The sequence below is a fragment of the Microbacterium sp. zg.B48 genome (assembly GCF_024623505.1).
In the GTDB taxonomy this organism is placed as follows: domain Bacteria; phylum Actinomycetota; class Actinomycetes; order Actinomycetales; family Microbacteriaceae; genus Microbacterium.
In genome coordinates this window covers 15,045-29,385 of sequence record NZ_JANJFE010000014.1, presented here as the reverse complement: position 1 = coordinate 29,385, position 14,341 = coordinate 15,045, and the positions used below count along the sequence as shown (strand labels likewise).

The window sequence follows — 14,341 nt, the reverse complement described above, 5'->3', positions numbered from 1 at the left end:
AGGTGGTCGTCCTAGCGACGTGGTGATCGGACGGATGGAGACGGCCAGGTCGATCATGCGGATCCTCCTTCGGCGCAACAGACCGATAAGACAGAGGTACGCGTGGGCTCGGGAACTGGGTCGGGGCTTGACCTGGCCGCCCCTCGTGGCAGGCGAAAACCGGAACTTCCCCGACAAGCTCAACCTGCGGCGACCGCGGCCAGAGCCAGCATGACGACGGCGGTCGTACCATGACTCAATGCCGATTGGGGTGCAGCGGTATGGCGTTGTCAAGGCCGTCCTGCGCGTTCCCGTCGCTCGGTGATGCTGTGCGGGTGAAACACATCGCTCTTGCCGACACGACGCTGTTCGTCGACGACGAGACGTCGGATGCGCTTGTCACGGAGCAGGATCGACCAGCTTCGCCGTGGACCCACGGCTCAGCCGGAGACTTACTCGGCCCGAATCCGCGTGTAGAGGAGCAGCTACCGGCGGACGTTTCCGTCAGAGCCAGTGCTTCTTGCGGAACACGACGTACAGGGTGACGCTGGTGGCGGCCATCAGGATGAGCGCCATGGGGTAGCCAAGCATCCAGTCCAGCTCGGGCATATAGGTGAAGTTCATCCCGTAGATGGTGCCGACCAGGGTGGGGCCGAACAGGATCGCCGCCCAGCCCGAAATCTTCTTCACCTGCTCGCTCTGCACCAGCGCCGTGTCAGTCTGCCGTTCGCTCACCAGCGTCGCGTTCACGGTCAGCGCGTTCTCCAACAGCGACCGGAACGTCGCGACCCGGTCAGTGATCCGCAGCGCATGGTCCTGCACGTCCCGCAGGGACCGTTGCAGCTCGATGTCGACCTCATACTTCTCCGCACCTCGCAGGAGGCGATCCAGCATCTCGGGCAGTGACTGTGTCGCGCGCTGCAGCCCGATGACTTCGCGGGAGAGCTGGTAGATGCGTTGCGAGAGGGACGCGTTGCCGCCGAACAGCGCGTCTTCGATCTCGTCGATGTCGTTCTCCACCCCGAGGGTGACGGGCTGGTACTTGTCGATGACCTCATCAAGGATCGCGTAGAGGACTGCCTCGGGACCGAGCGCGAGGAGGTCCGGCTCCCCTTCCAGCCGCTGGCGGACACCGGCGAGGTTCGGGGATTCGGCGTGTCGGATTGTCACGACGAAGTTCGGGCCGACGAACACGTGCAACTCACCGAACTCGACCGTCTCGGTCTCGTCGATGTAGCGGGCGGGGCGCAGGACGGTAAACAGAATGTCGCCGTAGCGTTCCAGCTTCGCCCGCTGATGCCCAGACAGGGCGTCTTCGATGGCGAGCGGGTGCAGGGAGAACTCCGCGGCGACCTGTTGGATCTCTTCCCGCGTGGGGCGGAACAGGCCGATCCAGGCCATCCCGCCTCGTTCACTCATGTACTCGAAGGTGTCCTCCAGACTGGCAGGATTCTCGATTCGGCGACCAGAGACGTACACGGCGTTATCGACGATAGGCATTCTGCCATTGTGGGCCGCCGCGGATGCTGTCAGCGGAGTCCTGACGGATCGCATACGAGGCACGGGCTTCCGCGGGGACCGGGAGGCAATAGAAGCGTGGGTCGCCTGTTCACTTCCCGCAGACGCCGTAAGGCGAGTTCCTCGTCGGGGGCCTCCTGCTTGTCCGTAGCGCCGGTGGATCGTGAGAGGTGGCGGAAGGTGACCTGCCCGCGCGAAACGGTGCCGCGGCAAGGAACCGCGATCAAGTCGCCGGCTTGGACGTCTGCGGGCAGTTTCGCGTCTCTGTGGGGTGGTGGAACCGACCTCGGCAAGGACCCGCACTCGCCTGCGGCGGTCGGTGGCGCGGCGGCCGATGATGCGAGCGCCTGCGAAGAGTGGTTCGCATGTGCTTAGGTCGGCATCGACCCAGGTATCCGGACGTTGCAGTACGGCAAGGTGATCGACGTGCATGACGCGCGTGATCACAATCGTCGCGAGGGCCTGCCGCCCGGCTGACGCGTCACCTGGTGTGGCAGCCTCGCCGATTCGCACAAACGAGCCTGTCCGTCGCGCGCGGCTGCGACGAGTGATGCCCCGCGGATCAGAATGTCGTCGGGGCGACGGCAAAAATGAGGACCGGTCGTGACGATGCGGTGGAGATTCGGCCGAGGGTCGGGTCTCGTCCCACACCGCGCGGACGTTCGCCATGCCCGCGTCGATCAGGATGACGCGTTCCCCGTCGTCGCTGTCGAACACGCCGCTGACGGTCACCACGACCACGGACGCGTCCCGCCGCAGGGCCGCGTTGGTGTGCGAGCCGGGGACCGGAGCGTCGGCGGTGCGCACACGGGCTCTCGCAGAGTTCGACCAGACGTCGCAGCGAGACTCCAGCGATGATCACGTCGCTGGTCGTCATCTCGGTGTACTCGGGCCATGCGCTGGCACGGAACGGGTCAGGGATGCTCCGGCGCAGACTCGGCAGGATCGCGGTAAGAGTCATCTCAGGACTTGCGACTCGTGATGGTGCCGAGCGGTAGAGGGGTCCGGTCGGAAGAGGCTTGTTCGTGTCATGGATCAGTTCTAATCCCGGCCGGCCATCTCGTCGGGTGCCCTAACAAGACCCATGCATCGCAAGACCCCGCGTGGGCATCCCGATCATCGCGACTGCAAGGAGAGCCGCTGTGTGGGGTGCCATACTCGTTCCAGCCGACGCCGGGCTGATTCGACCCCGCTATTTCGTGTGAGGATCTGAGCCGCATGTCTGAATCGTCTCTGGAGCGCTTTCCACCCGACGACACCATGACCGGGGCGCAACGGGCGCGGCGGTGGCTGCTGGAGGGCCTTGTCGACAGCAAGGGAACTCACCAGGGTCCTCACGCCCGTCCTACGGAGCGGGCGCACTCCTGGTGGCAGGTGATGTGCCTGACCGGCGTGGACTACTTCTCCACCCTCGGATATCAGCCGGCGATCGCCGCCCTCGCCGCCGGGCTACTCTCACCCCTGGCGACCGTCGTCCTCGTCTTGCTCACCCTTTTCGGGGCGCTGCCGGTGTACCGGCGGGTGGCGCGGGAGAGTTTCAACGGGTCCGGATCGATCGCGATGCTTGAACACCTGCTGCCCTGGTGGGCGGGAAAGGTGTTCGTGCTCGTCCTTCTCGGATTCGCCGCGACGGACTTCATGATCACCATCACCCTGTCCGCGGCGGATGCCACCGCCCACGCGGTGGAAAACCCGTTCGCGCCGGAGTGGTTCCGCGGTAGCGAGGTGCCGCTCACGCTGATTCTGATTACCCTGCTCGGGCTGGTGTTCCTGAAGGGGTTCCGCGAGGCAATCGGGATCGCCGTCGTCCTCGTTGCCGTCTTCCTGGCTATGAACGCGATCGTGATCCTGGTCTCCTTCGCGCACCTCGGTGACAATCCGCTCGTCGTCACCGACTGGTGGGCGGCGCTGAACACGCAATACTCCAGTCCGTGGCTAATGATCGGCATCGCTCTCCTGGTGTTTCCGAAGTTGGCCCTCGGCCTGTCAGGGTTCGAGACCGGTGTCGCGGTGATGCCGCAGATCGTCGGCGCCCCGACTGATACCCCGGAGAAGCCCGCGGGGAGGATTCAGGGCGCGGGCCGACTGCTGACGACCGCCGCGATCATCATGAGCACGTTCCTGATCAGCTCCAGCATCGTCACCGTGCTCCTGATCCCACAGCAGGAGTTCCAGGAAGGCGGCAGCGCGAACGGGCGCGCGTTGGCCTACCTCGCCCACGCATACCTGGGCGACGGATTCGGAACCGTGTACGACATCAGCACAATCTGCATCCTGTGGTTCGCGGGCGCCTCTGCAATGGCCGGCCTGCTGAATCTGGTTCCCCGTTACTTGCCCCGATACGGCATGGCCCCGCAGTGGGCCCGTGCAGTGCGGCCGTTGGTCCTCGTATTCACCGCCATCGCGTTCCTGATCACCATCGTCTTCAACGCGAACGTGGACGCGCAGGGCGGCGCATACGCCACTGGAGTGCTGGTCCTGATCACGTCCGCCTCAGTCGCGGTCACGATGTCCGCGCTGCGCAAGAAGCAACGCAAACGCACGGTCGGCTTCGCCGCGATCGCGCTGGTGTTCCTGTACACGACTGTGCTGAACGTGATCGAACGCCCGGACGGGATCCGGATCGCCGTGCTGTTCATCCTCGGCATCCTGGTGATCTCCGCCGTCTCCCGGATCGGCCGGTCCTTCCAAATCCGCGCCATCACCGTCACCTTCGACCAGACCGCCCTGCGGTTCGTCGACGAGGACGCGGAGCGCGGCGAAATCCGCATCATCGCCCACGAACCTGATCATGGCAGCCCCGATGAGTATGAACAGAAAAACAATGCCGAGCGACGCTACTCCCACATTCCTGCGGACTCGCCAATCATCTTCCTCGAAGTCCATCCGACGGACTCCTCTGAATTCGAGGAAGAGCTCCTCGTCGAAGGGCACGACAGATTCGGTTACCGGGTGCTGACGGTGCGAAGCGGAAACATCCCGAACACTCTCGCCGCAGTGCTGTTAGAGATCCGCGACCGAACGGGCGTCATTCCTGGCGCGTACTTCGAATGGACCGAAGGCAACCCCGTCTCCAACATGGCCAAGTACCTGTTCTTCGGATCCGGAGAGGTGGCCCCAGTGACCCGCGAAGTGCTTCGCGAAGCGGAACGGGACGCCAAACGACGTCCAACCATCCACGTCAGCTAGGCCCGCACGAACAAGGCAACGTGGAATGCACCTCGGAGGAGCTCCGCTTCTTCAGACGACGGGTGCCAGGTCAGCTGTTGTGATTATGCCGCGGCCAGTTCCGGGATCGCCACCTCCTCGGTTTCGGTGGTGAGCAGCTTCATGGCGTGCTCGCTGAAGTAGCGGCGGTCCGCGCCGTGCCATTCGTCGTGTTGCTCGATCAGCACGGGTCCGGCCAGGCGCAACAGCGCCGCGGCGTTGGGGAACGTGCCGACCACGTCGGTACGGCGTTTGATCTCCTTTGTTCACCCGCTCCAGCGGGTTTCGTGGACCAGATCTGACGCCAATGCGAGCATCTCAGCGATCTTCGGATGCGACCTGGTGAGCAGCCGGACGTTTGCGAGCACGTTCCGCATGAAGTGAACCCGACACCGCTGCCACGACGAGCCCTGGAACACGGTCTCGATCGCGGGATCAGACCGGTGTGAGCGTCGGAGATCACCAGCGTCACCCCGCCAAACCCACGGGCCTTCAACGAGCGCAGGAACGTGGTCCAGAACGGCTGCGACTCGGTGTCACCGACCTCGAACCCGACTTCCCGCCGGCCGTCGGTGGCGACACCGACCGCGACGACCACCGCTTGGGAGACCACCCGCCGGCCAACCCGGGCTTTGCAGTACGTCGCGTCGGGGAACACGTACGGGTAGGTGGTGTCCGCGAGCGGTCGGTCCCGGGACGCCGCGACGTCCTCGTCGAGGTTCGCGCAGATCCGCGACACCTCCGACTTGCTGATCCCGGTGTCCGCGCCCAGCGCTTTGACGAGATCATCGACCTTCCTCGTCGAGACGCCGTGGACACAGGCCTCGATCACGACCGCGAACAGTGCTTGATCGAACCGGCGGCGCCGTTCCAGCAGCGACGGGAAGAACGATCCCTGCCGCAGCTTAGGGATCCGCAGCTCGAGCTCACCCGCGGTGGTGGTGAGCGTGCGCAGCCGTGTCCCGTTGCGTTGCGCAACACGATCCGGGGTGCGCTCGAACGGCGCAGCACCGGTGAACGCGGCCGCCTCCGCGTCAATCAACTCCTGATAGAGCGACTCGGTCGCGACCCGGACTCGGTCATTCACATCGGTTCTCGACGTGACACTCGAGCCGGGAAACTACACCAACCCAGGGGACGTCACCGCGGGCGGTCCACCAGAGCTCCCGATAAAACACCAGGGGGTCCAGCCGGTGGTCTGACGGCCGAGATCGGGGAACCGGAGGGGCGTGGTCGAGAAGATGCCCACCGCCGCGCGACGCTGGTGGCGGACCCTTCCCCATGAGCTCACCCTCGAGCAAGGCCGAGCCTCCGTCCAGGCGTGCGCACTCGGGCAGGACGACCGGCGCCGTGAAGACAGTGGAGGCAACACCACGGCAAAGGCAATGTTCGCTGCAGAGAAGCTGCGGTGCCTGCCGCGGGTGGTGTTCCCGGTGATCGTGACCGAGGAGCGCACCGCGACCCGGCAGCCGCTGATCGACTGGCGCGGGAAATGCACCTGCAATCAAGTCAAACGTCTCTAGAGAGCCAGGCGCCGGAATGGTCACCTGTGGTGACGAGGAAAGCCAGACGCGACAGCGGCCGACTCAACTGGCATCGGCGAGGACAAAGAACATGGAATCGACAGAACCTCAGGTCTCATATCACGACACCCCCGAGTTTGGTACCCGGATCTCCCGCAGGAGGGAGGCGAGAGCACAGTGGGCAATGCCGCCAGCATGACGATGACTGGGCCTCAGAATCCCGTTCTCGCCGGGCAACTTCCTAGCGCGATCGTTGCGCCGGCGACCGACATCAGCACGCAAGCGTTCTTCTGGTCCTCCTTCAGCATCTCGCCGCGACGTGTGCAGAACGGCGGCTGGGCGCGTGAACCGACGCCGTCTGACTTCGCGATCTCCAACGAGATTGCCGACGTGAACATGTACCTGGCGGCGGGAGGCATTCGAGAGTTGTACTGGTGCCGGACGGCTGAGTGGGCGCTGATGACTCGCGGGGGATGCCGCTTGACAACGCTGAGCCGGGCAGGCCTGCCCAGCGTCGAGGATGTCGTCGCCGGGGACCTATGGTACTTTCCCGCCGGACTCTCGCGGATCATTCCCGGAACTGTCCCGGGCGACCTGGAGGCTGACAAGCTCGCGGCCGGCGTGCAATGGGGTGGAACGGAAGCGGTGGTATTCCGACTCTCACAAACCGCACCTGTGCATCAGAGTATCCGCGGCGCGATCCAGATCGCCGACAGCACCAACTTCGCGGCATCCAAAACGATCGCCGCTGCCCTCACCATGATCGAGCCAGACGGAATGCGGGAGCTCCACTATCGATTGCATTGCAATGGTTCCGAGACTTCGATGAGTCGCCGACGAGTCATCCCGGATTTGAATGTTTGTGTCCGGGCGACAGCTACGGCGTCGCCCTCGGCGCACGGCAGAATTGAGCGTGAGGGTGTACACGTATCTCGTCTCATGGAGTCTGACGCGCCAAGCGACGCCGAGACCTATGAGCAAGGCACGCACCTCGGGGGAGCAACCGATGACTCTTGGCCCTTCGCAGCGACAGTCGAATCCCAGGGGGATCTGTCCGCGGCTGATTTGCTCCGATGCCTGGCGCACGATCTTCGCCAGCCGATATCGACAGCCGCGATCGCATTGTCGCAGCTCGCGGCTTTCCCGGCCGACTCGAGCATCGACTCCCGCATCGAACTCGCGGACATCGCGACGCACGGCGTGTGCACCATCGGACGACTGGTCGATCAATTGCTGGACCTGACGCGGGTCGTCGACGGTTCTATCCAAGTTGTTCGCGAACGGGTCGATCTCGTGGAGATCACGCTGGCTGCGTTGGAGGAGCTCGCGCTGGGGCCATCCGACGTCCGCATCGATTTCCCGCGCGACGGAGCATATTCCTGTGGCGACGCCGTTCTCCTAGAACGTGCTGTCGTGAATGTGTTGAGCAACGCTCATCGTCACTCGCCAGCGGGGCAACCGGTGTGTGTCAACTGGACCGAGCACGATGGGCGCTCGACACTTTCGATCGTCGATCGCGGTCCGGGGGTTACCGAAGCGGATCGCGAGAGCATGTTCGCTCAGTTCTGGCGCGCAGAATCCACCAAGGCATCCGGTCTCGGTCTCGGTCTCTACCTGTCGCGCAGATTTGTCGAGTTGATGGGCGGAGCAGTCTGTGCACTCGACACAGATGGCGGTGGCCTAACGATCCAGATCTCTTTACCGTCCGCGCCGGTCGAGTCAATCCGGGCTGTAGAACCCGTGCTTCTGATCGACGACGACCCGTGATCGGCCCCTCGAAGGGAAGTCGATTCCAAGCGCCGACCTCGGCTCGAAGATCAGGGCGGGGATGGCTGGAGGGAGATGACGAGAACCTGGGGCGACTACACGGCACTGGAGGCGACGAGATCGTGACGAACGATCTGAAGTTCGACGTGATGACCGATCGAAGGGAGGGCACGATCCGAGATGTGCCGGATGGGAAGGACGAGTGGCGCTGGATGGCGAACACGTCGACGCTTATCTGGGGGCAGCGTGACGCGATCCTAGTGGACGCGTTCCTAACGGCCCGCCAGAGCGCCTGCCACATCGACTGCGTTCGCGCGCACGACGAATCACTGACCGCCGTTTATCACACCCGTGGGCATGGTGACCACGCGTTCGTTGCCGGACAACTGCGGGCAGCATTTCCGTCCGCCCGAATCCCTGCAAACCCGGGACGCTCGCCGAGCTGGAAGGTGCCCGCCGGGGTGCCCGCACTGCAGTTCGTGCACCTGTCCGTCGCGGCCGCGCTCCAGGCTCGGCTCCACGCGCGTTCTGGCCACTTCATGCCGCCGAGTCTGCTCGAATCGCAACTCGACGTACTCGACCCGCTTGAGGCGGACGAGCGCGGCCTCACCGTCGAAAGGGCGGGATCTGTCGCCGAACTCGTCGTGGCCAGCGTCGAGCGCCTCGCCGACGGCTCGCGGGGGCGGACGGAGTCACGGTGACCGACGCCGCCTTGACTCATCCGGCCGAGAAGGAGAAGACGGTGACCGAAATGCCCTCCATGCCCGTCACGCGCATCTTGCGCGACGAAGACGGTGAGATCCCTGACCCGGGACGACGGCGAGGCCACCATCGGCGGTCTTGGGTCGACCGTCCCGAGCCCGGCTGTCAGAGCCAGCGCTTTTTCCGGAAGACCACGTAGAGGGTGACGCTGGTGGCGGCCATAAGGGCGAGTGCCATGGGGTATCCGATGGCCCAGTGCAGTTCGGGACGCAGTACAACGAAGAGATTCTCGCCGTAGCGTTCGAGTTTCGAGCGCTGGTGACCGGATAGGGTATCTTCCAGTGCCAGGAGGGAGGAGGGAGAACTGTCCGCCACTTGTTGGACTTCTTCCGGTGTTGGGCGGAATACGGCAATCCAGGCCATCCCGCCGCGAGCACGCGTGTACTCGAAGGTCTCTTCAAGGGTTGCTGGGGTTTTCGATGCGGCGGCCGGTCACATACACGGCGTTGTCGACGATGGGCATCATGCCAGTCTGTGGTGTCGACGCGAGCGGCTGAAAGTGTTCATCGGCCGGCCTGCTCCCCGAGGTGGGTCATGATCGCCCCATCTCCGTGTACGCCCGATCCCAGATAATCAGGTGCTGCGCGACGGTGGCGGGGTCAGCGTCGCGAGCACGGCCGGCGTCCCGAAGCGTCTGCGCCAGACGCAGCAGCCGCGCGCACTGCGCCAACTGCGCGTCCGTCGCGGTCGGGCCGATGTCGATCGCGCGTAGACGGCGTACTTCACGCCGTTGGGGCCTGGCGCGGGACGCGAGAACGACCGTACCGAGGATGTAGAAGACCGCGCCGGCGAGGAACCCGGTGGTGCTGGAGGTGAGCTCGGCGAGCATAATGCCGATGCCGATCCCGCCGACCGCCCCGGGGCGCGGCCACGCCTGCCAGGTAGCCAGACGTCGGCGTGCGGCAGGGTCGAGATGGGGTGGGTTGACGCTGAGCTGGTAGACCACGGCGGCATCCCGCTCGACCCCGCACGCGAAGCATGCTCGTCTCGTTGTGATGATGTCGCGCGTGTGCCCATCGTGCGATCCGGTCAACGGGGGCGGTGGGAGGCATTGCTGTCGTCGGTCAGTTGCAGTTCACGACGGCGCGCTCCGGGGCGTCGGACCAGTCGGTCGTGGGGGGAGAGTTGAGCTGAGCAGCGTCGGAATTGGTCACCGTCCCAGCATCCGCGCGCGTGGGCGCCGTCGGGCAAACCTAACGAAAGCCATGCGGTGAACCCGGCAAATCCCTACGCGATTCGCACGTCGGCGCAACTACGGGCTGTTAGGTGGCGCCCGACGTGCCCCCAGTTCAGCGATGCCGCCATCGTGTTCCGATCGTCGCAGCCGTCGGTGCCGGTGGGTCCGATGCCTTGGGCGCCCGCCGTGAGGGCAGCCACGGTATGTGGGCGGCGGGTGGGGCCGCGTCGCGAGTCGTAAGGATGCGCGCCCAAACCCGCATGGCTTCCGTGAGGATGGCAGACGGCGCCGGTGAAGGGGAGTTGAATCCGAAGTCGTGTCGTGCATCCTCGACGCCCGCGTCGCAGCAGTCGCGCGGTCACCCGTTCAGCAAGGAGCTCCCGTGCTCGATGTCGTCTTCATCGCCGCTGCGATCGCACTGGTCGCGCTCGTGGGCCTGGTCGCGAAGGGGGTGGAGAAGCTGTGATCTTCTTCTCTGTTCTAGCCGCAGTCCTCGCCGTCGCGGCCATCGTCTACCTCGTGATCGCGCTCGTGCGTCCGGAGAGGTTCTGAAATGGGCGCTGCACAGATCTGGTTCGCGGTCCTCCAAATCGCCACCCTGGTCCTGGTCCTGGCGCTTTTGTATCGTCCGCTGGGCGATTACATCGCACGGATCTACACCACCCATAAGCACCTCGCCGTCGAACGCGGCACCTACCGACTGATCGCGGTTGACCCGAAGTCGGAGCAGACCTGGCAGGCGTACCTGCGGGGGGTGCTGCTGTTCTCCTTGATCGGCATCCTGTTCGTTTACGGATTGCAGCGGCTGCAGCAGTTTCTGCCCTACGCGCTCGGGCTGCCGGCTCCGAGCGAGCACCTGTCGTTCAACACTGCGATCTCGTTCGTGGCGAACACGAACTGGCAGTCCTATTCGCCTGAGCTCACCCTCGGCTATACGGCACAGTTCGCCGCGCTGGCGGTACAGAACTTCGTCTCAGCCGCGGTCGGTATCGCCGTTGCGATCGCTCTGGTCCGGGGGTTCGCGTACCGGCGTTCGGGGACGATCGGCAACTTCTGGGTCGACCTGGTCCGCGGCACCTATCGGCTGCTGCTGCCGCTCTCCGTGGTCGCCGCGGTCGCGCTGATCATCGGCGGCGTCGTGCAGAACTTCAACGGCTTCACCGACGCCAGCACCCTTGCGGGTGCCACCCAGTCGATCCCCGGCGGCCCGGTCGCATCCCAAGAGGCGATCAAAATGCTCGGCACAAACGGTGGCGGTTTCTTCAACGTCAACTCGGCGCACCCGTTCGAAAACCCGACGCCGTGGACGAATCTCTTCGAGGTTCTCCTCATGCTGGTGATCCCGTTCGCGATGCCGCGCGCGTTCGGCAAGATCATCGGAGACAACCGGCAGGGATACACCATCCTCGGTGTGATGGCCGGGATCTTCCTCGTTTCTGTCATCGTCGGGACCTGGCTGGAGGCCTCTGCCGGCGGCATTGCGCCACAGATGGCCGGCGGAGCGATGGAAGGCAAGGAGGTCCGGTTCGGGATCGCCGGGTCGACGCTGTTCAACGGCACCTCGACCCTCACCTCGACCGGTGCGGTCAACTCGATGCTCGACAGCTACACGCCGCTGGGTGGGATGCTGCCGATGCTGAACATGATGCTCGGTGAGATCGCGCCGGGCGGGGTGGGTTCGGGCCTGTACGGGATGCTGATCCTGGCGGTCATCGCGGTGTTCGTCGGTGGTCTGCTGATCGGCCGCACGCCGGAGTATCTGGGGAAGAAGATCGGGCCGCGGGAGATCAAACTCGCCAGCCTTTACATCCTGGTTACCCCGACATTGGTGCTCGCGTTCACGGCGCTGAGCTTCGCCATTCCTGCGATCCGCAGTGATGTGGAATCCACATCGATTTGGAACCCAGGTGTGCACGGCCTCAGTGAAGTGCTGTACGCGTTCACCTCCGCGGCGAACAACAACGGGTCCGCTTTCGCCGGGCTGACGGCGAACACGCCGTGGTTCAACACCGCGCTCGGTGTTGCGATGCTGCTCGGCCGGCTCATCCCCATCGTGTTCGTCCTGGCCCTGGCTGGCTCCCTTGCGGCGCAGGACAAGGTTCCCAGCACCGCCGGCACGCTGCCGACAGGCCGCCCGCAGTTCGCCGGTCTCCTCGCGGGCGTCGCGATCATCCTCACCGCACTCACCTACTTCCCGGTCCTCGTTCTCGGACCTCTCGCTGAAGGACTCGTCTAACCATGTCCACCACATCCCTCACTCGTCCCAAACAGGAGACGGCACTCTCTCCGCGCACCCCGAAGCGCGCATTCAGCGCCGCCCAGATCGTCGAGGCGCTGCCCTCGGCGGCGCGCAAACTCAACCCGGCCGCGCAGTGGCGAAACCCCGTCATGTTCTTGGTTTGGGTGGGTGCAGCGCTAACCACCCTGATCGCGATCGCAGAACCATTCCTCGGCGGTCCAGAGGAGTCCGGCGGCACACCGGTGCCGTTCGGGTTCACCTGGGGCATCGCGATCTGGTTGTGGCTGACGGTCTTCTTTGCGAACGTCGCCGAGGCGGTCGCGGAAGGTCGCGGCAAGGCGCAGGCCGCCACCCTCCGCAAAACCCGCACAGCAACCCTTGCGCGCCGTGTCATCTCCTACGACCCGAAGCGGGACCCGTCGGCGGCGGGCGCGCAGACCCAGGAGGTCGCATCCGCAGACCTGCGCCAGGGTGATGTCGTGCTGGTCGAGGCCGGACAGCTGATCCCCGGCGACGGGGACATCGTGCACGGCATCGCCACGGTCGACGAGTCGGCGATCACGGGCGAATCCGCACCGGTCATCCGCGAATCCGGGGGGGACCGCTCCGCGGTGACCGGCGGCACCAGGGTGCTGTCTGACCGGGTCGTGGTGCAGATCACGTCCATGCCGGGCGAGACGTTCGTTGATCGGATGATCGCCCTGGTGGAGGGTGCGTCCCGGCAGCGCACCCCGAATGAGATCGCATTGAACATCCTCCTGGCAAGCCTGTCGATCGTGTTCGTCGTGGTGGTTCTCGTGCTGAACCCGATTGCGTCCTACGCGGCGTCCCCGGCGTCCATCCCGGTGCTGGTGGCGCTGCTGGTCTGCCTGATCCCGACAACGATCGGCGCGCTGCTGTCCGCGATCGGTATCGCCGGGATGGACCGGCTCGTGCAGCGTAATGTGCTGGCGATGTCGGGTCGTGCGGTCGAGGCCGCCGGCGATGTCACCACGCTGCTGCTCGACAAGACCGGGACGATCACCTACGGCAACCGCCGCGCGTCCGCATTCGTGCCGATGCCCGGAATCCCGGCGGCTGATCTCGCCCGCGCTGCCTCGCTGTCCTCGTTGGCTGACCCGACCCCGGAGGGCACGTCGGTGGTGGAGCTCGCGGCGGCCCAAGGCGTTGCGGCGGAGATGCCGAAGGATGCCGAGTCGGTCCCGTTCACGGCGCAGACCCGGATGAGCGGACTGGATCTGCCCGATGGCAGCCGGGTGCGCAAGGGGGCCGGGTCCGCGATCCTGGCCTGGCTGGAGGCCGAGGGCGCCGCAGTGTCCACCGAGGACCGTGCACAGTTGGTCAGCGAGACAAATGCGATTGCTGAGTCTGGTGGCACCCCGCTGGTCGTGGCAACCTTCTCCGCCGGAGCCCAAGGCACGGTACTCGGGGTGATCCACCTCAAGGACATCGTCAAGGACGGCCTCCGCGAACGATTCAGTGAATTGCGGGCGATGGGCATCCGCACGGTGATGATCACCGGCGACAACCCGTTGACGGCGAAGGCGATCGCCGCCGAGGCGGGCGTTGACGACTACCTCGCCGAGGCCACCCCGGAAGACAAGCTTGCGCTGATCCGCAAGGAGCAAGAGGGTGGCAACCTCGTCGCGATGACCGGTGACGGCACGAACGACGCCCCCGCGCTCGCGCAGGCGGATGTCGGCGTCGCAATGAACACCGGCACCTCGGCGGCCAAAGAGGCCGGCAACATGGTTGACCTCGACTCCGACCCGACGAAGCTCATCGACATTGTGCGCATCGGCAAACAGCTGCTGATCACCCGTGGCGCCCTCACCACGTTCTCGCTGGCGAACGACATCGCGAAGTACTTCGCGATCATCCCGGCAATATTCATGGGGATCTTCCCCGGCCTCGCGGCGTTGAACGTGATGGGACTGTCGTCGCCGGCATCCGCGGTGACCAGCGCCATCATCTTCAACGCGATCGTGATCGTGGTGTTGATCCCGATTGCGCTCCGCGGGGTGAGGTACCGCGCCATGGGCGCCTCCTCGATTCTCAGCCGCAACCTGCTGCTGTACGGGATCGGCGGCGTGATCGCCCCGTTCATCGGCATCAAGCTCATCGACCTCGTCGTCAGCCTCATTCCGGGCTTCTAAGCCCCGTCCCAAG

At 65.1% G+C, this 14,341-nt stretch carries 11 protein-coding genes and 1 pseudogene; 8 read left to right on the top strand and 4 right to left on the bottom strand.

The features are described from left to right. Positions 1 to 483: 483 nt before the first annotated feature. Positions 484 to 1,479: a magnesium and cobalt transport protein CorA gene (locus tag NQ152_RS11485; RefSeq protein WP_257524066.1), complete on the bottom strand. Its 996-nt coding sequence runs from the start codon at positions 1,477 to 1,479 to the stop codon at positions 484 to 486. Positions 1,480 to 2,757: 1,278 nt separating this feature from the next. Between NQ152_RS11485 and NQ152_RS11480 the strand changes: the two genes are divergently transcribed. After that, complete coding sequence (locus tag NQ152_RS11480) at positions 2,758 to 4,686, top strand: amino acid transporter (protein WP_257524101.1); 1,929 nt, start codon at positions 2,758 to 2,760, stop codon at positions 4,684 to 4,686. Positions 4,687 to 4,769: 83 nt separating this feature from the next. Here the strand turns inward: NQ152_RS11480 and NQ152_RS11475 are convergent. Continuing rightward, positions 4,770 to 5,791, bottom strand: a pseudogene (locus NQ152_RS11475) (IS256 family transposase). A 142-nt stretch (positions 5,792 to 5,933) separates the two neighbouring features. Between NQ152_RS11475 and NQ152_RS11470 the strand changes: the two are divergent. The 3 genes from NQ152_RS11470 to NQ152_RS11460 all read left to right on the top strand — a co-directional run bounded on the left by NQ152_RS11470 (position 5,934) and on the right by NQ152_RS11460 (position 8,695). Further along, a complete protein-coding gene (locus tag NQ152_RS11470) occupies positions 5,934 to 6,227 on the top strand; it encodes a hypothetical protein (protein WP_257524065.1) in 294 nt (97 codons plus the stop codon). Positions 6,228 to 6,404: 177 nt separating this feature from the next. After that, complete coding sequence (locus NQ152_RS11465; protein ID WP_257524064.1) at positions 6,405 to 7,994, top strand: ATP-binding protein; 1,590 nt, start codon at positions 6,405 to 6,407, stop codon at positions 7,992 to 7,994. Positions 7,995 to 8,116: 122 nt separating this feature from the next. Beyond that, entirely contained in the window at positions 8,117 to 8,695 is a 579-nt protein-coding gene (locus NQ152_RS11460; RefSeq protein ID WP_257524063.1) for a hypothetical protein, read from the top strand. A 166-nt stretch (positions 8,696 to 8,861) separates the two neighbouring features. Here the strand turns inward: NQ152_RS11460 and NQ152_RS11455 are convergent, their stop codons facing one another. Together NQ152_RS11455 and NQ152_RS11450 are read right to left on the bottom strand one after the other, a co-directional pair. Next, on the bottom strand, positions 8,862 to 9,119 hold the full coding sequence (locus tag NQ152_RS11455; protein WP_257524062.1) for a hypothetical protein: 258 nt from the start codon (positions 9,117 to 9,119) through the stop codon (positions 8,862 to 8,864). 169 nt (positions 9,120 to 9,288) lie between these two features. After that, the gene (locus tag NQ152_RS11450; RefSeq protein WP_306815896.1) at positions 9,289 to 9,789 is read right to left on the bottom strand and encodes a DUF6611 family protein; all 501 of its coding nucleotides are present in this window, start codon (positions 9,787 to 9,789) and stop codon (positions 9,289 to 9,291) included. Positions 9,790 to 10,249: 460 nt separating this feature from the next. On the opposite strand from NQ152_RS11450, the gene NQ152_RS11445 reads away from it, so the two are divergent. The 4 genes from NQ152_RS11445 to kdpB are packed head-to-tail and all read left to right on the top strand — an operon-like array spanning position 10,250 to position 14,328. Further along, positions 10,250 to 10,399 carry a hypothetical protein gene (locus tag NQ152_RS11445; RefSeq protein ID WP_257524060.1) on the top strand — a complete coding sequence of 50 codons (150 nt, stop codon included), beginning with the start codon at positions 10,250 to 10,252 and terminating at the stop codon, positions 10,397 to 10,399. Then, complete coding sequence (locus tag NQ152_RS11440) at positions 10,396 to 10,485, top strand: potassium-transporting ATPase subunit F (protein WP_257524059.1); 90 nt, start codon at positions 10,396 to 10,398, stop codon at positions 10,483 to 10,485. The genes NQ152_RS11445 and NQ152_RS11440 overlap by 4 nt, the downstream gene beginning before the upstream one ends. 1 nt (position 10,486) lies before the next feature. Beyond that, positions 10,487 to 12,169, top strand: coding sequence for a potassium-transporting ATPase subunit KdpA (gene kdpA, locus NQ152_RS11435; RefSeq protein ID WP_257524058.1), 1,683 nt, complete (start codon positions 10,487 to 10,489; stop codon positions 12,167 to 12,169). 2 nt (positions 12,170 to 12,171) lie between these two features. Beyond that, positions 12,172 to 14,328 carry a potassium-transporting ATPase subunit KdpB gene (gene kdpB / locus NQ152_RS11430; protein WP_257524057.1) on the top strand — a complete coding sequence of 719 codons (2,157 nt, stop codon included), beginning with the start codon at positions 12,172 to 12,174 and terminating at the stop codon, positions 14,326 to 14,328. The last annotated feature ends 13 nt before the right edge of the window (positions 14,329 to 14,341 follow it).